The sequence below is a fragment of the Sphingomonas sp. MS122 genome (genome assembly GCF_049532975.1).
Lineage (GTDB): Bacteria > Pseudomonadota > Alphaproteobacteria > Sphingomonadales > Sphingomonadaceae > Sphingomonas.
Genome location: NZ_CP186695.1, coordinates 3087560 through 3105011 on the forward strand (window position 1 = coordinate 3087560; position 17452 = coordinate 3105011).

The window sequence follows — 17452 nt, forward strand, 5'->3', positions numbered from 1 at the left end:
CGCTGACCAGCAATCGCGTTCCGTTGGGCGATGGTTGCGAAGGATGCAACCGTGTTAAGACAGGGCAGGGAGGGCAGCATGACGACTCGCGCTGAAGATCAGGACGAACGCTGGCCGCTCCTGCCGCTGCTCCTCGCCGGGCTCGGCCTCGTCACGGGGCTGGTCGCGCACTGGATCATCGGCAGCGACTACCAGATCAGCGCGCTCCGTCTCGCGCTGCTGAGCTTTGTCAGCGTTTCGGCGCTGATCTTCGGCTTCGTCGCCGAGCGCACCGACCTGCGTCGTTCGATCGCCTTCGCGCTGGGCTGCGGCGTGGTTGCGGCGCTGATCCTCTATTTCAACGGCGCCACCTCGGGCTGGAGCGAGACCGAGGGCTGGCGCGTGTTCAGCCTGGCGCTGGCGATCGGCATCGCCGCGCCCTTGTTCCAGGCGGGGCGCGAATCGGGCTTTCGGCCGATTTCCTATCCAGCCGCCTACGATCATGTCTGGACCAACGCGGTGCTATGGTGCCTCAGCTGGGCGTTCGTCGCGGTGACGATGCTGCTGTCGTTCCTGCTCGCCGCGCTGTTCCAGCTCATCGGCATCGATTTCCTGAAGGACCTGCTCGAGAAGGAATGGTTCTGGCGCGCGCTGGTCGGGCTCGCCTTCGGCCTTGGGCTCGCGCTGCTGCGCGAGCATAGCCGCATCGTCGCGCTGCTCCAGAACGTCGCGATGCTGGTGCTCGGCGTGCTCGCTCCGGTGCTGGCGATCGGCCTCGGCCTGTTCCTGCTCGCGCTGCCCTTCACCGGGCTCCAGCCGCTGTGGGAGGCGACCAAGTCGACCACGCCGATCCTGCTCGGCTGCATGGCCGGCGCGCTGCTGCTGGTCAACGCGGTGATCGGCAACGGCGCGGACGATGCGCCGCGCAACCGCGTGCTGCGCTGGGCGGCGATGGTGCTGGCGCTGGTGATCTTCCCGCTCGCGGTGATCGCCCAGCTCGCGACCGGGCTGCGGATCGGGCAATACGGGTACACGCCAGAGCGGCTCTGGGCGCTCACTTTCGTCATCCTCGCCACCGTCGTCGCGGTCGCGTATCTCGTCAGCGTGATCCGCGGCCGCGGCGCCTGGGCGGAGCGGGTTCGCCCCGCCAATCTCAACATCGCGATCCTGGTCTGCGGCATCGCGTTGCTGCTTGCCACCCCGATCGTGAGCTTCAACGCGATCTCGACCCGCGATCAGGTCGCGCGGCTCGAATCGGGCAAGGTCGCGCCCGACAAGTTCGACTGGGCCGCGCTCGCCTTCGACTTCGGCGAGCCGGGCAGGGCGGCGCTTAACCGCCTCGCCGCCTCGAACAATGCGACCTTCCGCCGAATCGCCGCGGACATCGCCAAGAAGAAGTCGCGCCGGCAGATCGAGCAGACGGCGCCCGATCCCGCGCCCCGGCTGGCTGCGCTCGACAAGCGGCTGCGCATCCTCCCGCATGCGGTCGCCCTCTCGCCGGCGCTGCGCGAGGCGTTGCTCGGTCACGATGCGTGCGGAGTCGGCGATCAGCCCTGTACCCTTTTCTACGAAGCGGGTGCCCGGCGCGCGATGGTGTTCAATGACAATTGCTATCGCGATCTTCCCGAACCGGAGCCCACGTCCAAGGACTTCGTCGCGCTTCACGGGCGCTGCACCGATCCCGTGCATCTCCGGCTCGACGGGGAAAGCTGGCATGCGTTCGCGCCCAACGACGTGCTCGTACGCACGCCCGCCGAACGCCAGGTGATCGAGGACGGCTTTCGCGAGGGCAAGCTCGAAGTCCGCCCGGTCGAGCGCCGCCAGCTCTTCGTCGGCGGAGTGCCCGTCGGCGACCCGTTCGAATAACCGCGCTTGATGCACCGGGGGCGTCGCTGCTAGGCGCGCCTCCATGTCCGTAGACACCGCAACCGTGAAGAAGGTCGCGAGCCTCGCGCGCATCGCGATCAGCGATGGCGACGCCGAGCGCCTCGTGCCCGAGCTCAACAACATCCTCGGCTGGATCGAGCAGCTCGGCGAGGTCGACACCTCGTCGGTCGAGCCGATGACCGCCGTCATCCCCAACCAGCTGCGCCTGCGCGACGACGTCGTCACCGACGGCGGCGTTCGCGAGGACGTGCTCGCCAACGCCCCGCTCGCCGAGCATGGCTTCTTCACCGTGCCCAAGGTGATCGAGTAATGACCGACCTCACCACCCTCGGCGTCGCCGCGTTGCGCGACGGCATCCGCACCGGCGAATTCTCGGCACGCGAGGTCGCCGACGCGTTCATCGTCAAGGTCAGCCAGGCCAAGCAGCTCAACGCCTTCATCGTCGAGACCCCCGATCACGCGATCGCCGCGGCCAAGGATGCCGACGCCGCGCGCGCCGCGGGCGAGACGCTGAGGCCGCTCGCCGGCGTGCCGATCGGCATGAAGGACCTGTTCTGCACCAAGGGCGTGCAGACCACCGCCGCCAGCCACATGCTGGAGGGGTTCAAGCCGGTCTACGAGTCCACCGTCTCGCAGAAACTCTGGGACGCGGGCGCCGGCATGCTCGGCAAGCTCAACCTCGACCAGTTCGCGATGGGCTCGTCGAACGAGACCAGCTATTTCGGCAACGTCATCTCGCCGTGGCGGCGCCAGGATGGCGGCAACGCCGCGCTCGCGCCGGGCGGTTCGTCGGGCGGCTCATCCGCGGCGATCGCCGCGCGGCTCGTCCCAGCGGCGACCGGCACCGACACCGGCGGTTCGATCCGCCAGCCGGCGGCGTTCACCGGCATCTCGGGCATCAAGCCGACCTATGGTCGCTGCTCGCGCTGGGGCATCGTCGCCTTCGCCTCGTCACTCGACCAAGCCGGGCCGATGGCGCGCGACGTGCGCGACTGCGCGATCATGCTTGAGGCGATGAGCGGCTTCGATCCCAAGGATTCGACCTCGCTCGACCTCGCCGTGCCCAACTGGGAGGCGAACCTCTCCGCCGACCTGCGCGGCAAGAAGGTCGGCATCCCGAAGGAATATCGCGTCGACGGCATGCCCAGCGAGATCGAGGGGCTGTGGCAGCAGGGCATCGACTGGCTCAAGGACGCAGGCGCCGAGATCGTCGAGGTCTCGCTGCCGCATACGAAGTATGCGCTCCCGGCCTATTACATCATCGCCCCGGCCGAGGCCTCGTCGAACCTCGCCCGCTATGACGGCGTGCGCTACGGCCAGCGCGACCTGCCCGACGGCGCCAACCTGCAGGAAATGTATGCCGCGACCCGCGCCGCGGGCTTCGGCCCGGAGGTGCAGCGCCGCATCCTGATCGGGACCTATGTCCTCTCGGCCGGCTTCTACGATGCCTATTATACCCAGGCACAGAAGGTCCGCACCCTGATCGCGCAGGATTTCGAGAAGGTCTGGGCGCAGTGCGACCTTCTGCTCACCCCGACCGCGCCGTCTGCCGCGTTCGCGCTGGGCGAGAAGTCGGCCGATCCGCTGGCGATGTATCTGAACGACGTTTTCACCGTGCCCTCGTCGCTCGCGGGCATCCCGGCGATGTCGGTCCCCGGCGGCCTCGACAAGGACGGGCTCCCGCTCGGCCTCCAGATCATCGGCAAGCCGTTCGACGAGCAGGGCGTGCTCGACGCCAGCCTCGCGATCGAACAGCGCGCCGGGTTCACGGCGAAGCCGGAGCAGTGGTGGTGAAGATGGATGTTGTCCCGGAACTGGGCCATCACTTTCGCGGCTGGACGTACCTCGAAAGCGGGCAGTTGAACGATCGCGGACAATCCTATCTGCCGCCTGCTTTCCATGCGGCGGTAGAGCCGGAACGAAGCGATCGCCTTCCGGTATATCGAGGATTTTGCTGGGAGATAAGCGAGCCGGGCCATTACCTCGACGGATTATCGATCCGGATGATGAAGATCGAAAACCCCTATCACGAAGCAGGCCGGGTGAGCGTCCGGGTCCATGTGGGTGAATGGGGCGATGCTTTCCATGCCTGGGGCCAGGCCAATGTCAGCGCGGACCATTTCAATGACTGAATCGACGTACCGCATCAAAGGCGCAACCGGTGAGTGGGAGGTCGTGGTCGGCCTCGAGGTCCACGCCCAGGTCACGTCCAACGCCAAGCTCTTCTCGGGCGCCGCGACCGAGTTCGGCGCCGAGCCGAACACGCAGGTATCGCTCGTCGACGCCGCGATGCCCGGCATGCTCCCGGTCCCGAACCGCGAATGCATCCGTCAGGCGGTGCGCACGGGCATGGCGATCGACGCGCAGATCAACAAATGGTCGCGGTTCGATCGCAAGAACTATTTCTACGCCGATCTGCCGCAGGGCTACCAGATCAGCCAGCTCTACCACCCGCTAGTGGGCGAGGGGGAGATCGAGATCGAGGTCGACGGGGGCGCCAAGACGATCGGGGTCGAGCGCATCCATGTCGAACAGGACGCCGGCAAGCTGATGCACGACCAGCATCCGCGGCTGTCCTATGTGGATCTCAACCGTTCGGGCGTCGCGCTGATGGAGATCGTGTCAAAGCCCGACATGCGTTCGCCTGCCGAAGCAGGGGCTTATCTCTCGAAGCTGCGCTCGATCCTCCGCTATGTCGGCTCGTGCGACGGCAATATGGACCAGGGCTCGATGCGCGCCGACGTCAACGTCAGCGTTCGCAAGCCCGGCGAGCCGTTCGGCACCCGCACCGAGACCAAGAACGTCAACTCGGTCCGCTTCGTCATGCAGACGGTGGAGGTCGAGGCGCTGCGCCAGATCGACGTGCTCGAGAGCGGCGGCAAGATCGTCCAGGAAACGCGCCTGTTCGACCCCGACAAGGGCGAGACGCGGTCGATGCGCTCCAAGGAGGATGCGCACGACTATCGCTATTTCCCCGACCCGGACCTGCTCCCGCTCGAGCTCGACGACGCCTTCCTCGACGAATGCCGCGCCTCGCTCCCCGAGCTGCCCGACGCCAAGCGTGCGCGCTATCTCGCGCTCGGCATCACGCCCTACAATGCCGGGGTGCTGACCGCCGAGGTCGAGTCCGCGCGCTATTTCGACGCGTTGCTCGAAGCTGGCGCCAAGGGACCCGCGGCCGCCAACTGGGTCACCTCCGAGCTGTTCGGCGCGCTCAACCGCCTCGGCCAGGACATCGAGCACAGCCCGGTCTCGCCCGCGCAGGCGGCCGAGCTGCTCGGCCTCGTCGCCGAGGGCACGCTGTCCAACACGCTGGCCAAGCAGGTGTTCGAGATCATGCTCGAGACCGCCGACGATCCGGCGAAGATCGTCGAGGAGCGCGGCCTCAAGCAGACCAGCGACACCGGCGCGATCGAGGCGGAGATCGCCAAGGTCCTCGACGCCAACGCCGACAAGGTCGCCGAATACCGCTCGGGCAAGGACAAGCTGTTCGGCTTCTTCGTCGGCCAGACGATGAAGGCGATGGCCGGCAAGGCCAATCCGGGCGTGGTCAACGACCTGCTCAAAAAGGCGCTCGACGGCTAGGCGCGTTCAGTCCGGCGGCGGCGGGATGTCCGGCTTGCCGTCGGCGTCCTCGGGATAGTCGTCGGGCGACACCTCTTCGTCGAAATTGCCGCCCGGCTTGTTGGGCTGAGTCCGGTCTTCGTGGCTCATCTTCGCCTCCGTCGGCGCTATTGCGCCGTGTAATCCTGGTTCTTGGTCACCCCGCCGGTGCCGCCGACGGCGCCGTCAACGCCGTCGGCCGCGGGATCGGTCTCGCCGTCTCCCTCGGCCTCGACGACATTCTCGATGTCGCGGTTGGTGCCGGTGTTCGCCTGCTCGAGATCGCCGCGGCGCTCATGATTTTCCTCGGGCGGGCTGTCGGGGTGCGGGTCGCGGTTGGTGTCGGTCACGGGAATTCTCCTTCGTTTCCCAAACGCTTGGCTGCGCGATCCGCTCCGCGAAATCCTGTCTTGCAAGCGGCTCAAGTCAAGCTAACCATTCCACCTGCGCCACCGGGGGTTGATTCGGCGCAATGGGGGAATGGATGTTCAGGAAAATCGCGCTTGGCGTCGCTGCGGCGGCGCTGGTCTGCTCGCCGGCGGTTGCGGGCCCCAAGGATTTCACCGCGCAGGGCTATGCGCTCCCGGCTGACAAGCCGGTTACCATCGTGCTGATGCGCCCCGACATGCAGGTCGGCGAGCTGCAGGCCGGCGGCACCGTCGAGCCCAATGCCGATTGGACCACCGCCGCCCGGGGCCACCTCGCCAAGGCGCTCGAGGCCAACCACAAGACCCGCGGGATCGAGTTCAAGCTGATCGACGAGGGGCAGGCGGAAAATGCCCAGCTCATCGCCGACTATGAATTGCTCCACCGCGCGGTCGCCGACGCGATCGTCACCTACAAATATTACGGCGCCAAGCTGCCGTCCAAGAAGGACAAGTTCGACTGGACGCTCGGCTCGGGCGCGCAGAAGCTGGGTGAGGCGTCGGGCGCCAATTACGCGCTGTTCTTCTACGGGCGCGACAATTTCGCGAGCGCGGGACGCAAGGCGATGCAGGTCGCGGGCGTGCTCGGCTGCCTGATCGGCGTCTGCGTGATCGCGAGCGGCGGCCAGCACGTCTATTACGCCTCGCTGGTCGAGCTCTCCACCGGCAACGTCGTGTGGTTCAACGTGCTGCGCGGGTCGAAGGGCGACGTGCGCGAGGCCGACGGCGCACAGGGCATGGTCGACGCGATCATGGCCTCCATGCCGACTCGCCCGGGCGAGGGCGGCGTACCCGCCGCGGTGGCGAAGAAGCGCTGACCGCCATGCGCCTGACCGCGATCCTCGCGGCGTCGCTCCTGGCATCCGCCGCGCCGGCCCTCGCAGCGCAAGCGACCCCGGCTCCCGCGCAGGCGGCGCCGGCCGCCATGCAGCACGGGCCGCAGGACGCCGACGAGCGCGGCCTGTGGATGCAGGTCGAGGACGCCGAGCGCCGCCTCAAGGGCTCGAACTTCGTGATCCGCGATCCCGCGCTCAATGCCTATGTCCGCGGGGTGTTCTGTCGCACCGTGGGCGAGGCGGAATGCGCGGGCGTGCGCATCTACATCACCCGCACGCCGTTCTTCAACGCGAACATGGCGCCCAACGGGATGATGCAGATCTGGTCGGGCCTGTTCCTGCGCGCGCGCGACGAGGCTCAGCTCGCCGCCGTGCTCGCGCACGAATATGGCCATTACCGCAATCGCCACTCCCTGCGCCTGTTCCGCAACATCAAGGACAAGACCAACGCCATCGCCTGGCTCAGCTTCGTGCCGTTCGGCGCGATCGCGCAGCTCGGGCTGATCGGCTCGGTGTTCGGCTTCTCGCGCGAGATGGAGCGCGAGGCGGATACCGGATCGGTCGCCGCGCTCGCCGCCAGCGGCTATGATCCGCATGCAGCGTCGCAGATCTGGGGGCAGATGCTCGCGGAGTTCGACGCCACCGCCGCCGAGCGCAAGCGCAAGCGGCGCAAGGAAGGCGGCCTATTCGCGACCCATCCGCCCAGCATCGAGCGGATGCAGGAGCTCAAGAAGCAGGCCGAGGCCCTGCCGGCGGGCGGCGAGCGGCGCACCGGCCGCGCCGAATATCGCGCCGCGCTCGCGCCCTTCTGGGCGGATTTCATCGACGACCAGATCAAGCTCAACGATTTCGGCGCGACCGAGCTGCTGCTCGGCCAGCTCGCCAGCGAGGGCTGGACCGGCGAGCTGCTGTTCGCGCGCGGTGAGCTCTACCGCTCGCGCGGCGCGGCGGGCGACTTCGAGAAGGCGGCCGGCTTCTATCGCGAGGCCATCGCCGCGGGCGCGGCGCCCGCGGAGGCGCATCGCGGGCTCGGCATGGCGCTGCTCCGGTCGGGCGCGGCGAGCGAGGGGCAGGCGGCGCTCCACGAATATCTGCGGCTGCGTCCCGACGCGCGGGACAAGGCGATGATCGCAACATTGGCAGGGGGACAATCGTGAAACTTGGCGTGAAACATACAATGGTCATCCTGGGGGCGGCGGCGCTGCTCACCGCGGCGCCGGCGATGGCGGGATTCAAGCTGATACCGGCGGGGCAGCCGCAGCTGCTGCGCAAGTCCTCGCTCACCGTGACCCCGACGATCCCGTGGAACCGGCTCGGCGCGCGGCTCGGCCGCAACGCCGAGGCGTGGACGCTCGACGGCCATTCGCTCAACGATCTGATCTTCTACACCGCGATCCCCGCCGGCAAGACGCTGTTCCGCGAGGTCGACAAGAAGAACAAGCCGCTGCCCAAGTTCGATCCGAAGATGCTCGCGCCCGATATCGCGGCGCTGTTCGAATCGAGCTACCGCATCGCCGGCTCGACCTCGCTGTTCTCGATCGACTCGATCGAGCCCGCGACCTTCGCCGGCAAGCCGGGCTTCCGCTTCAGCTACAGCTTCACCGTGCAGGACGAGGAAGTGCGTCGCGCCGGCGAGGCGACGGGGGCGGTGATCAACGGCCAGCTCTACATGATCACCTTCGAGGCGCCGAAGATCCATTATTTCGACCGCAACATCGAAGACTATCGCGCGCTGGTCGCGACCGCCAAGGTCGGCTGACCCGGAGCCCGCGCCCTTAGGCCACCGGCTGCACCGGGGTCGACGGCGGGTCGCCGCTCGGTTGCGGCGCGGGTACGTCGATGTCGGGCGCGGGCGGCTGGATCTCGGGTCCGCCGGGAGTTGGCTGGCCGGGTTGCGGGGCGGGGGGCGCCTCGGGCGGCGGGACGCTCGGCCTGGCCGGTTCGGGCTGGCCGGGGATCGGGGGTTCGACGGGCATCGGAAAACTCCTTTTGCCGGTCAACGCGTCAGGCCGCGCGCAGGTTCAACGCCGCCCGGCCCGGGCTTGCGCGCGTCCGGCCCGGCGGCGACGCATCGCCGCTTGCCCCGGCCCCATGCCTTGCTATAGAGCCCGCCGACCTGCGGTGTCCCTGAATGCGGGCGTGGCGGAACTGGTAGACGCGCTGGATTTAGGTTCCAGTATCGCAAGATGTGGGGGTTCGAGTCCCTTCGCCCGCACCAGTCCGCCGCCCGGCGCTCGTGGCGACGCCGCTACACCGATTCCACTTCCAGAGCAGGAAGCCTGATTGAAATGCAGACTGTCGAGACGTTGAACGAGGGCCTGAAGCGCGCCTACACCCTGAAGATCACCGCGAAGGACATCGACTCGCGCGTCGATGCCGAGGTGAAGCGCGTGGCGCCCCAGATCCGCATGCCCGGCTTCCGCCCTGGCAAGGTCCCCACCAACCTCGTCCGCAAGATGCATGGCGAGGCGCTGACCCAGGACGCGCTCAACACCACGATCCAGGAAGGCGTGCAGAAGCTGATCGCCGACCACAAGCTGCGTCCCGCGATGCAGCCCTCGGTCAGCCTCGAGGGTGACTTCGCCCCGGGCAAGGACGCCGAGGTCAAGGTCGAGCTCGAGGTGCTGCCCGACGTTCCCGCGCCGTCCATCGAGGGCCTCAAGCTCGAGCGCCTGCTCGTCCCGGTCGACGAGAGCGCGATCGACGCGCAGCTCGCGCAGCTCGCCGGCCAGCAAAAGGCGTGGGAAGACGCCAAGCCTAGCTACAAGGCCAAGCAGGGCGACCAGGTCACGATGGACTTCGTCGGCAAGGTCGACGGCGTGGCGTTCGAGGGCGGCACTGGTGAGGCGATGGCGATCGAGATCGGCTCGGGCCGCCTGATCCCGGGCTTCGAGGATCAGCTCGTCGGCGTCAAGGCGGGCGACGAGAAGCAGATCGAGGTGACCTTCCCCGAGGACTATGGCGTCGACACGCTCGCCGGCAAGCCCGCCACCTTCGACCTCAAGATTACCGCGGTGAAGACCGCGGGCGAGACCAGGATCGACGAGGATTTCGCGAAGAATCTGGGCCTCGAGAGCCTCGACCAGCTGCGCACCATCCTCAAGGGCCAGCTCGAGAGCGAGACCGGCGGCCTGACGCGCACCTATATGAAGCGCAAGCTGCTCGACCAGCTCGCCGCTGGGCACGACTTCCCGGTCCCGCCGTCGATGGTCGAGGCCGAGTTCAATCAGATCTGGGCGCAGCTTGAGCATGAGGCGAGCCACGAGGAAGACCCCGAGGCCGCGAAGAAGGAGCTCGAGGGCGAGAAGGACGATTACCGCGCGATCGCCGAGCGCCGCGTGCGCCTCGGCCTGCTGCTCTCCGAGATCGGCCAGGCCAACGGCATCGAGGTCAGCCAGGCCGAGATGAACCGCCTGATCGCCCAGGCCGCGCAGCAGTACCGGCCCGAGGACCAGCAGCGCTTCGTCCAGTATATCCAGCAGGAGCCGATGGCCGCCGCCCAGCTGCGCGCGCCGCTCTACGAGGACAAGGTCGTCGACTTCCTGTTCGAGAAGGCCGAGGTCACCGAGCGCGAAGTGACGCGCGAGGAGCTCGAGGCCGCGATCGAGAGCGAGGAGGGCGCCGTCCCCCACGTCCACGGCCCGGGCTGCGGTCACGACCATGACCACGACCACGACCACAAGCCGGCGAAGAAGGCCAAGGCCAAGAAGGACGACGCGCCCGCCGAGGACGTGAAGCCGGCCAAGAAGGCCGCGCCGAAGAAGGAAGCCAAGGCCGAGGAAGCCCCGGCCGAGACCGCCGAGGCGCCCGCCAAGAAGGCGCCGGCCAAGAAGGCGGCCGCCAAGGCCGACGACGCGGCTGCGGAAGCGCCGAAGAAGAAGGCTCCGGCCAAGAAGAAAGCTGACTAAGCCTTTGCGGAACCCACCGTCACCCCGGCCTTGTGCCGGGGTCCACGGTGCCGCACACTAAGCGCAAGAGGCTCACGCGTTCCGCCCGGCCTCCCGGTGGGCCCCGGCACGAGGCCGGGGCGACGAAGTGGGGAATGGCGTGAGCGAACCGCGCATCGCAGTGATCCTGCCCTGCTACAATGAGGAGGCCGCGATCGGGCAGACCGTCGCGGCCTTTCGCGCGGCGCTCCCCGGCGCGGCGATCTACGTCTACGACAACAACAGCCGCGACCGTACCGCCGAGGTCGCGCGCGAAGCCGGCGCGATCGTCCGCGGCGAGCGGATGCAGGGCAAGGGCAATGTCGTGCGCCGCATGTTCGCCGATGTCGACGCCGACCTCTACGTCATGGCCGATGGCGACGCGACCTATGACGCCGCCGCCGCGCCCGCGATGATCGAGAAGATGCTCGCCGAGGGCCTCGACATGGTCGTCGGCACCCGCGTGCACGAGGCGGCGGACGCCTATCGCCGCGGCCATGTGCTCGGCAATCGCGCGATGACCGGGCTGCTCGCGCGCCTGTTCGGGCGCAGCTTCACCGACATCTTCTCGGGCTATCGCGTCTTCTCGCGCCGCTTCGTCAAGAGCTTCCCCGTGCTCTCCGCCGGGTTCGAGATCGAGACCGAGATCAGCGTCCACGCGCTCGAGCTCAAGATGCCGGTGGGGGAGGTGGAGACCCGCTATCTCGCCCGCCCCGAGGGTTCGGCCTCGAAGCTCTCCACCTATGGCGACGGCTTGCGCATCGCGCGCACCATCCTGACGCTCTACCGGATCGAGAAGCCGATGCTGTTCTTCGGCTGGATCGGCGCGCTGCTCGCGCTCGCCGCGCTGATCCTCGCGGTGCCGCTCGCGATCACCTATGCCCAGACCGGCCTGGTCCCGCGCTTCCCGACCGCGATCCTCGCCACCGGACTCGTCATCCTCTCGGCGCTGAGCCTGTTCGCGGGCCTGATCCTCGACACGGTGGTGCGCGGCCGGCGCGAGATGCGCCGGCTCGCCTATCTCGCCCAGCCCGGCCCGCTGGGCGCGCCTTAGAAGCGGTACGCCAGGAACAACCCGCCCTGCCACTGGTCGGGCGAGCCGCGCTGCACCACCAGCGGCGCGTCGGCGGCGTCGCCGGGCAGGCGCGAATAGCCGCCCACCGCCGTCAGCATCCAGCGCGCGCCGAGCCGGTAGTTGAGGCCGAGCCCCGCGCCGACATCCTTGATCCCGCCCCCGGCGCGATAGACGGGCAGGCCGCTGGCCGCGGACTGGGCGGAGGTGATGCTGAAATAGGTGCTCATATAGTCCGTGTCGGCCCAGCTCGCCTGTACGCTGACCGAGGCGCTCAGCGTCTCGGCCAGGTCGAAGCGCACGCCTGCCTCGCCCTCGCCGACCAGCCCGTCATGGCCGCCGGCCACGTCCTTGGCCAGCGAGACGCGGACGAAGGCCTGGCGATACTCGACCGCCAGCGCGCCGCCGAGCTCGATCGCCAGGTCGACATCGCCAAGGCCGTGCAGGTCGGAATTGCGGTCCTCGGGCCGGTCGCGGCGATAGCGCGCGATCGGCCCGGCCTTGATCTGCAGCGCCTCGGACGGCTTCAGGCGCAGGAGGTTGATCCCGATCTCGGGCCCGCGGACATAGGCGATGTCGCGATACGCGACCGAGATGAACGGGAAGGGCTTGATGTCATACTCGTCCGACCCTTCGTAATCGGGCGAATAGATCGCGCCGGCGCCGATCATCACCTGCCAGTCGTCGCGTTCCTCCTCTCCCTGCTCCTGTTCCTGCGCCTGCACCCGCGACGCGGGCAGCGCGGCAAGCGGGAAGGCGATGACCAGCAGGGCATGGCGCCAGGCGGGAAGCGAGCCGGCGCGGGTGAGGGCGACGCGAAGCAGGAACATGGGCAACACTCCAAGGGGGTGGCGGGCTTATAGGTCCCGCCGCGCGCGCCCGGATTTCGCGCCGGTGACGGTGTGTTGCAGAATGTTACGGCTACAGACTCGATTCCGCCGCCGGGCTAAGACCCGCCCATGTCGAGGAAGGAAAGCCCGCACATCCTGGTGGTGGACGACGATCGCCAGATCCGCACGATGCTCGCGCGCTATCTCGGCGACAACGGCCTGCGCGTCAGCGTCGCCGACGGCGGCCGCCAGATGGCCGAGCTCACCGGCAGGTACCGGTTCGACACGGTCGTGCTCGACGTGATGATGCCTGGCGACGACGGCTTCACGTTGTGCCAGCGCCTGCGCGCGACCAGCACGGTGCCGATCATCCTGCTCACCGCGCGCGGCGACGATACCGACCGCGTGATCGGGCTCGAGCTTGGCGCCGACGACTATGTCGCCAAGCCGTTCAACCCGCGCGAGCTGCTCGCCCGCATCCGCGCCGCGCTGCGCCGCGTGGCGATGTCCGCCGCCCCGCCGCCCGACCCGTTCGCCGGCCGCTTCCGCTTCGCCGGCTGGACGCTCGATACGGGCAAGCGCACGCTCGTCTCGCCCGCCGGCTCGCTGGTCGATCTCACCACCGGCGAGTTCGACCTGCTCGTGGCGCTGGTGCAGCACCCGCAACAGGTGCTCAGCCGCGACCAGCTGCTCGACTATGTCCATGGCCGCTCCAGCCTCAACATCGATCGCAGCATCGACGTGCAGGTCAGCCGCCTGCGCCGCAAGGTCGAGGCCGACCCGCATGTCCCCGAGCTGATCAAGACGGTGCGCAACGGCGGCTATTTCTTCTCCGCCGCGGTCGAGCCGGTGGCGGAGGCATGAAGCGGCGCTTCCCGCGGCTCAAGCTCGCCGCGCGGCTGGCGATCGCGATCGTCCTCGTCGCGCTGTCGTCGTTCGCGCTCGATCAGGCGCTGCGCACCCTGATCCCGCCGCCGCCCTTCCTGGTCGTGCAACGGACCTGGCTGGTGGAGACGATCGTGCGGGCGGCCCGTGCCGACCGGGACGGAACGGGCCAGGCGGTGGGGCGCTTTCTCGATCTCGAGGTGCAGCCCGAGCCGGCCTTTACCCAGGGCGGCGGGTCCGCCGATTTCGCCCGCGCCCTCCAGGCCTCGCTCGGCGAGGCGCTCGGAAGGCCGCTCGCCGATGTGCGCGTCCGGGCGGACACGTTCAGCGACAATTTCTGGGAGCGCTCGGCGACCACGTCGGTGGTGGTCATCCCCCGGCTGCCGATCCTGCTGACCCCGCGCGAAGCGGCCAGCGACCGCTGGGAGCCGGAGCGCTTCGACCGCGTTCGCGGGCTGATCACCCATAAGAAGATCGCGGCGAACCGCACCAGCGTGCTCGGCCGCCTCGACATCGCGGTGCGCCGGGAGGACGGCCGCTGGCTCGTGATGAACCCGCGTCAGACGGGCGACGCACGCTGGCACTATATGCGCAACCTGCTGGCGATCGCGGGCAACCTGCTCATCCTCGCGGTCTTCTCCTACTGGATGGCGCGCAGCATCGTCGCGCCGCTGAACCGGCTGGCCGGCGCCGCCGAGCGGCTCGGCCGCGACCGCGAGCCGACGCTGGTCGGCGACATGCGCCTGCCCGAATTCGCCGCCATCGCCGAGACGTTCGACGCGATGCAGCTTCGCCTCAAGCGCTATGTCGACGAGCGCGTGCAGATGCTCGCCGCGATCTCGCACGATCTGCGCACCCCGCTCACCCGGCTGCGCCTCCTCGCCGAATATGTCGAGGACTCGGACCAACGCGCGCAGCTCCAGTCCAATGTCGCCGAGATGGAGGCGATGGTCGCCGAAGCGCTCGCCTTCATGCGCGAGGAGGCCAGCCAGGAATCGCTGGAGACGGTCGACCTGGCGGCGCTGCTGATCAGCCTTGCCGACACGCATCACGATCTGGGGGAGGAGGTGCGCTACGAAGGTCCCGATCACCTCGACATCCGCTGCCGCCCCGTGGCGATCCGCCGCGCGTTCGCCAATCTCATCGCCAATGGCTGCAAATATGGCGAGGCGGTGCAGATCGTGCTGGCGGCGGAGGACGGCTGGGTCTCGATTGCGTTCCGCGACCGCGGCCCCGGCATCGCGCCCGAGGATGCCGAGCGCGCCTTCGCCCCGTTCGTGCGGCTCGAAAGTTCGCGCGGCCGCGAGACCGGCGGCACCGGGCTCGGCCTCACCATCAGCCGCGACGTGATCCGCAGCCATGGCGGGGAGGTCGGCTTCGAGCGCGACGGCGGGTTCACCGTCCGCGTGCGCCTGCCGCGTCACGGGGCCTGACCGACGCCCTCGCGCCACGCGCGTGGCCGGCACCCGCGTTCACCGTCTTCCCCCTTGCGCCGCGCCAGCCGAGCGCCGATGTAGGCTCCGGGCAAAAACAACACGCACGAGATTCCCGCACATGCATCCCCTTTCCGGTCCGATGACCCCAGAAGGCTTTACCCACGATCCCGTCACCGGCGCGCTGGTTCCCATCGTCATCGAGCAGTCGAGCCGCGGCGAGCGCAGCTTCGACATCTATTCGCGCCTGCTGCGCGAGCGGATCGTGTTCATCACGGGGCCGATCGAGGACCATATGGCCTCGCTGATCACCGCCCAGCTGCTCTTCCTCGAGTCCGAGAACCCGAAGAAGGACATCTGGATGTACATCAACTCGCCGGGCGGCGTGGTCACCGCCGGCATGGCGATCCACGACACCATGCAGTATATCCGCCCGCGCGTCGGCACGGTGTGCATCGGCCAGGCCGCGTCGATGGGCAGCTTCCTGCTCGCTGCGGGCGAGCCGGGCCTCCGCGTCGCGCTCACCAACGCCCGCATCATGGTGCACCAGCCCTCGGGCGGCGCGCAGGGCATGGCCTCGGACATCGAGATCCAGGCCAAGGAGATCCTGCGCATCAAGAAGCGCATGAACGACCTCTATGTGAAGTACACCGGCCAGCCGCTCGAGAAGATCGAGGCGGCGATGGACCGCGACACCTTCCTCGAGGCCGACGAGGCCAAGGCGTTCGGCCTGGTCGACGAAGTGTACGAGAAGCGCCCCCAGCCCGCCGACAGCGAGGGCGGGGCGGCCTGAGCCGAGCGGAGACTGACGAATCTATATCCCGCTTCCCCTGCTGATCCTCGGCGCGCTGGTCGTGCTGGCGGTGCTCTTCTGGGCGCTGCGCGGAAGGGCGGGGGAGCGGAACGATCTCATCGCCCCGCGGCGCGCCGATTCGCCGCGTCCCGCGGCGCCGATACCCGCCCCGGTTGCGCCGGGGCCGGTCGAGGTTCCCGAGGCGCTGCGGCAGGAATTGTGGAAGCTGGTCCACACCGGCAACCCGATCATGGCGATCAAGCTGGTGCGACCGGACGGGGCTTGGGCTCAAGGAAGCCCATGACTATATCGAGGCGATGCGGCAGAACGACGTGACGCTCCGATGACGCTGCCGGATTTTTATTGTGGGTTTACCGCGGCACGCTAGGATGCGTGCCCGGAAAAGGAACGCGCCCCTTCTGGTGCGAAAGGTGATTGAATGACCAAATTGAGTGGCGGCGATTCGAAGAGCACGCTCTACTGCTCGTTCTGCGGCAAGTCGCAGCACGAGGTGCGCAAGCTCATCGCCGGGCCGACCGTGTTCATCTGCGACGAGTGCGTGGAGCTGTGCAACGACATCATCCGCGAGGAGACCAAGTCCGCGCTGGTGTCGAAGAAGGACGGCGGCGTGCCCACGCCGCAGGAGATCTGCGACGTGCTCGACGATTATGTCGTGGGGCAGAGCCGCGCCAAGCGCGTGCTCTCGGTCGCGGTGCACAACCATTACAAGCGGCTCAACCACGGCGCCAAGGGCGCGGATGTCGAACTCAGCAAGTCCAACATCCTGCTCGTCGGCCCCACCGGCTGCGGCAAGACGCTGCTCGCCCAGACGCTGGCGCGAATCCTCGACGTGCCCTTCACCATGGCCGACGCCACGACCCTCACCGAGGCCGGCTATGTCGGCGAGGATGTCGAGAACATCATCCTGAAATTGCTCCAGGCGTCGGACTACAACGTCGAGCGGGCGCAGCGCGGCATCGTGTACATCGACGAGATCGACAAGATCAGCCGCAAGGCCGAGAATCCCTCGATCACCCGCGACGTGTCGGGCGAGGGCGTGCAGCAGGCGCTGCTCAAGCTGATGGAGGGCACCACCGCCTCGGTCCCGCCGCAGGGCGGCCGCAAGCATCCGCAGCAGGAGTTCCTCCAGGTCGACACGACCAACATCCTGTTCATCTGCGGCGGCGCATTCAGCGGCCTCGAGAAGATCATCGGCGACCGCCTGCAGGGCAAGTCGATCGGCTTCGGCGCCTATGTCGCCGCGCCCGAGGAGCGCCGCACCGGCGAGGTGCTGCGCCAGACCGAGCCCGAGGATCTGCTCAAGTTCGGCCTGATCCCCGAGTTCGTCGGCCGTCTCCCGGTTGTCGCCACGCTCGAGGACCTCGACATCGCGGCCTTGGTCAAGATCCTGACCGAGCCCAAGAACGCGCTGGTCAAGCAGTATCAGAAGCTGTTTGAGATGGAGAACGTCAAGCTCGGCTTCACCGACGACGCGCTCGTCTCGGTCTCCAAGAAGGCGATCGAGCGCAAGACCGGCGCCCGTGGCCTCCGCTCGATCCTCGAGGGCATCCTGCTCGACACCATGTTCGACCTGCCCAGCATGGACGGGGTGGACGAGGTGATGATCGACAAGGACGTGGTCGAGGGCCGCAAGGAACCGATCCGCGTCTATGCCGAGAAGAAGAAGGCGGGCACGGGCGACGCCGCCTGATCCCGCCTGAGATCGACGCGATGCAAGCGGGCGCCGGGCAACCGGCGCCCGTTTTGCTTTCACGAGTTCTGC

General features: G+C 68.2%; 19 protein-coding genes and 1 tRNA gene. 16 read left to right on the forward strand and 4 right to left on the reverse strand.

Annotated elements, in window-relative coordinates; genetic code table 11:
• Positions 1 to 78 precede the first annotated feature (78 nt).
• Genes ACO227_RS14985 through gatB form a run of 5 tightly spaced genes read left to right on the forward strand, consistent with a single transcriptional unit; the run spans position 79 to position 5451 of the window.
• Positions 79 to 1845, forward strand: a complete 1767-nt coding sequence (locus ACO227_RS14985; RefSeq protein WP_423602757.1) for a DUF4153 domain-containing protein — start codon at positions 79 to 81, stop codon at positions 1843 to 1845.
• A 43-nt stretch (positions 1846 to 1888) separates the two neighbouring features.
• Complete coding sequence (gene gatC / locus ACO227_RS14990) at positions 1889 to 2176, forward strand: Asp-tRNA(Asn)/Glu-tRNA(Gln) amidotransferase subunit GatC (RefSeq protein ID WP_423602758.1); 288 nt, start codon at positions 1889 to 1891, stop codon at positions 2174 to 2176.
• On the forward strand, positions 2176 to 3660 hold the full coding sequence (gatA, locus tag ACO227_RS14995) for an Asp-tRNA(Asn)/Glu-tRNA(Gln) amidotransferase subunit GatA (protein WP_423602760.1): 1485 nt from the start codon (positions 2176 to 2178) through the stop codon (positions 3658 to 3660). Before gatC ends, gatA begins: the two co-directional genes overlap by 1 nt.
• Positions 3654 to 3998 (forward strand): hypothetical protein, encoded by a 345-nt coding sequence (locus ACO227_RS15000; protein ID WP_423602762.1) that lies wholly within the window; start codon positions 3654 to 3656, stop codon positions 3996 to 3998. The genes gatA and ACO227_RS15000 overlap by 7 nt, the downstream gene beginning before the upstream one ends.
• A complete protein-coding gene (gene gatB / locus ACO227_RS15005) occupies positions 3991 to 5451 on the forward strand; it encodes an Asp-tRNA(Asn)/Glu-tRNA(Gln) amidotransferase subunit GatB (protein ID WP_423602763.1) in 1461 nt (486 codons plus the stop codon). The genes ACO227_RS15000 and gatB overlap by 8 nt, the downstream gene beginning before the upstream one ends.
• Before the next feature lie 6 nt (positions 5452 to 5457).
• On the opposite strand, the gene ACO227_RS15010 is transcribed toward gatB, so the two are convergent.
• Both ACO227_RS15010 and ACO227_RS15015 read right to left on the reverse strand, forming a co-directional pair.
• Positions 5458 to 5580: a hypothetical protein gene (locus ACO227_RS15010; protein WP_423602764.1), complete on the reverse strand. Its 123-nt coding sequence runs from the start codon at positions 5578 to 5580 to the stop codon at positions 5458 to 5460.
• A 17-nt stretch (positions 5581 to 5597) separates the two neighbouring features.
• Complete coding sequence (locus tag ACO227_RS15015; RefSeq protein WP_423602766.1) at positions 5598 to 5819, reverse strand: hypothetical protein; 222 nt, start codon at positions 5817 to 5819, stop codon at positions 5598 to 5600.
• Between the two features lie 134 nt (positions 5820 to 5953).
• Here ACO227_RS15015 and ACO227_RS15020 point away from each other — a divergent pair, with 134 nt between their 5' ends.
• Genes ACO227_RS15020 through ACO227_RS15030 form a run of 3 tightly spaced genes read left to right on the forward strand, consistent with a single transcriptional unit; the run spans position 5954 to position 8489 of the window.
• Complete coding sequence (locus ACO227_RS15020) at positions 5954 to 6712, forward strand: hypothetical protein (RefSeq protein ID WP_423602767.1); 759 nt, start codon at positions 5954 to 5956, stop codon at positions 6710 to 6712.
• Between the two features lie 5 nt (positions 6713 to 6717).
• Complete coding sequence (locus tag ACO227_RS15025) at positions 6718 to 7887, forward strand: M48 family metalloprotease (protein ID WP_423602768.1); 1170 nt, start codon at positions 6718 to 6720, stop codon at positions 7885 to 7887.
• Positions 7888 to 7895: 8 nt separating this feature from the next.
• Entirely contained in the window at positions 7896 to 8489 is a 594-nt protein-coding gene (locus tag ACO227_RS15030; protein ID WP_423602769.1) for a hypothetical protein, read from the forward strand.
• A 16-nt stretch (positions 8490 to 8505) separates the two neighbouring features.
• Here the strand turns inward: ACO227_RS15030 and ACO227_RS15035 are convergent, their stop codons facing one another.
• Positions 8506 to 8706 carry a hypothetical protein gene (locus tag ACO227_RS15035; protein WP_423602770.1) on the reverse strand — a complete coding sequence of 67 codons (201 nt, stop codon included), beginning with the start codon at positions 8704 to 8706 and terminating at the stop codon, positions 8506 to 8508.
• 157 nt (positions 8707 to 8863) lie between these two features.
• Here ACO227_RS15035 and ACO227_RS15040 point away from each other — a divergent pair.
• The 3 genes from ACO227_RS15040 to ACO227_RS15050 all read left to right on the forward strand — a co-directional run bounded on the left by ACO227_RS15040 (position 8864) and on the right by ACO227_RS15050 (position 11710).
• Positions 8864 to 8948: transfer RNA gene (locus tag ACO227_RS15040), tRNA-Leu, on the forward strand.
• Positions 8949 to 9018: 70 nt separating this feature from the next.
• Positions 9019 to 10638 (forward strand): trigger factor, encoded by a 1620-nt coding sequence (gene tig, locus ACO227_RS15045; RefSeq protein WP_423602772.1) that lies wholly within the window; start codon positions 9019 to 9021, stop codon positions 10636 to 10638.
• A gap of 139 nt (positions 10639 to 10777) precedes the next feature.
• The gene (locus ACO227_RS15050; protein WP_423602774.1) at positions 10778 to 11710 is read left to right on the forward strand and encodes a glycosyltransferase family 2 protein; all 933 of its coding nucleotides are present in this window, start codon (positions 10778 to 10780) and stop codon (positions 11708 to 11710) included.
• Here ACO227_RS15050 and ACO227_RS15055 read toward each other — a convergent pair.
• Positions 11707 to 12558, reverse strand: coding sequence for a MipA/OmpV family protein (locus ACO227_RS15055; RefSeq protein WP_423602776.1), 852 nt, complete (start codon positions 12556 to 12558; stop codon positions 11707 to 11709). The two genes, ACO227_RS15050 and ACO227_RS15055, sit on opposite strands and share 4 nt — an antisense overlap.
• Before the next feature lie 129 nt (positions 12559 to 12687).
• Here ACO227_RS15055 and ACO227_RS15060 point away from each other — a divergent pair, with 129 nt between their 5' ends.
• From ACO227_RS15060 to clpX, 5 genes are all read left to right on the forward strand, one after another.
• Positions 12688 to 13422 carry a response regulator gene (locus ACO227_RS15060; protein WP_423602778.1) on the forward strand — a complete coding sequence of 245 codons (735 nt, stop codon included), beginning with the start codon at positions 12688 to 12690 and terminating at the stop codon, positions 13420 to 13422.
• Complete coding sequence (locus ACO227_RS15065) at positions 13419 to 14876, forward strand: sensor histidine kinase (RefSeq protein WP_423602780.1); 1458 nt, start codon at positions 13419 to 13421, stop codon at positions 14874 to 14876. The genes ACO227_RS15060 and ACO227_RS15065 overlap by 4 nt, the downstream gene beginning before the upstream one ends.
• 142 nt (positions 14877 to 15018) lie before the next feature.
• On the forward strand, positions 15019 to 15669 hold the full coding sequence (gene clpP / locus ACO227_RS15070) for an ATP-dependent Clp endopeptidase proteolytic subunit ClpP (protein ID WP_423602781.1): 651 nt from the start codon (positions 15019 to 15021) through the stop codon (positions 15667 to 15669).
• A 61-nt stretch (positions 15670 to 15730) separates the two neighbouring features.
• Positions 15731 to 15973: a hypothetical protein gene (locus tag ACO227_RS15075; protein WP_423602783.1), complete on the forward strand. Its 243-nt coding sequence runs from the start codon at positions 15731 to 15733 to the stop codon at positions 15971 to 15973.
• Positions 15974 to 16108: 135 nt separating this feature from the next.
• A complete protein-coding gene (gene clpX, locus ACO227_RS15080) occupies positions 16109 to 17380 on the forward strand; it encodes an ATP-dependent Clp protease ATP-binding subunit ClpX (RefSeq protein ID WP_423602785.1) in 1272 nt (423 codons plus the stop codon).
• Positions 17381 to 17452: the final 72 nt, after the last annotated feature.

What these genes read in the sequence shown, in the direction of transcription:
- gatA (WP_423602760.1), top strand. Translation starts at nt 2,176, where the DNA reads ATGACCGACCTCACCACCCTCGGCGTCGCCGCGTTGCGCGACGGCATC.
- ACO227_RS15025 (WP_423602768.1), top strand. Translation starts at nt 6,718, where the DNA reads ATGCGCCTGACCGCGATCCTCGCGGCGTCGCTCCTGGCATCCGCCGCG.
- ACO227_RS15020 (WP_423602767.1), top strand. Translation starts at nt 5,954, where the DNA reads ATGTTCAGGAAAATCGCGCTTGGCGTCGCTGCGGCGGCGCTGGTCTGC.
- tig (WP_423602772.1), top strand. Translation starts at nt 9,019, where the DNA reads ATGCAGACTGTCGAGACGTTGAACGAGGGCCTGAAGCGCGCCTACACC.
- ACO227_RS15010 (WP_423602764.1), bottom strand. Translation starts at nt 5,580, where the DNA reads ATGAGCCACGAAGACCGGACTCAGCCCAACAAGCCGGGCGGCAATTTC.
- clpP (WP_423602781.1), top strand. Translation starts at nt 15,019, where the DNA reads ATGACCCCAGAAGGCTTTACCCACGATCCCGTCACCGGCGCGCTGGTT.
- clpX (WP_423602785.1), top strand. Translation starts at nt 16,109, where the DNA reads ATGACCAAATTGAGTGGCGGCGATTCGAAGAGCACGCTCTACTGCTCG.
- ACO227_RS15065 (WP_423602780.1), top strand. Translation starts at nt 13,419, where the DNA reads ATGAAGCGGCGCTTCCCGCGGCTCAAGCTCGCCGCGCGGCTGGCGATC.
- ACO227_RS15060 (WP_423602778.1), top strand. Translation starts at nt 12,688, where the DNA reads ATGTCGAGGAAGGAAAGCCCGCACATCCTGGTGGTGGACGACGATCGC.
- gatC (WP_423602758.1), top strand. Translation starts at nt 1,889, where the DNA reads ATGTCCGTAGACACCGCAACCGTGAAGAAGGTCGCGAGCCTCGCGCGC.
- ACO227_RS15035 (WP_423602770.1), bottom strand. Translation starts at nt 8,706, where the DNA reads ATGCCCGTCGAACCCCCGATCCCCGGCCAGCCCGAACCGGCCAGGCCG.
- ACO227_RS15055 (WP_423602776.1), bottom strand. Translation starts at nt 12,558, where the DNA reads ATGTTCCTGCTTCGCGTCGCCCTCACCCGCGCCGGCTCGCTTCCCGCC.
- ACO227_RS14985 (WP_423602757.1), top strand. Translation starts at nt 79, where the DNA reads ATGACGACTCGCGCTGAAGATCAGGACGAACGCTGGCCGCTCCTGCCG.
- gatB (WP_423602763.1), top strand. Translation starts at nt 3,991, where the DNA reads ATGACTGAATCGACGTACCGCATCAAAGGCGCAACCGGTGAGTGGGAG.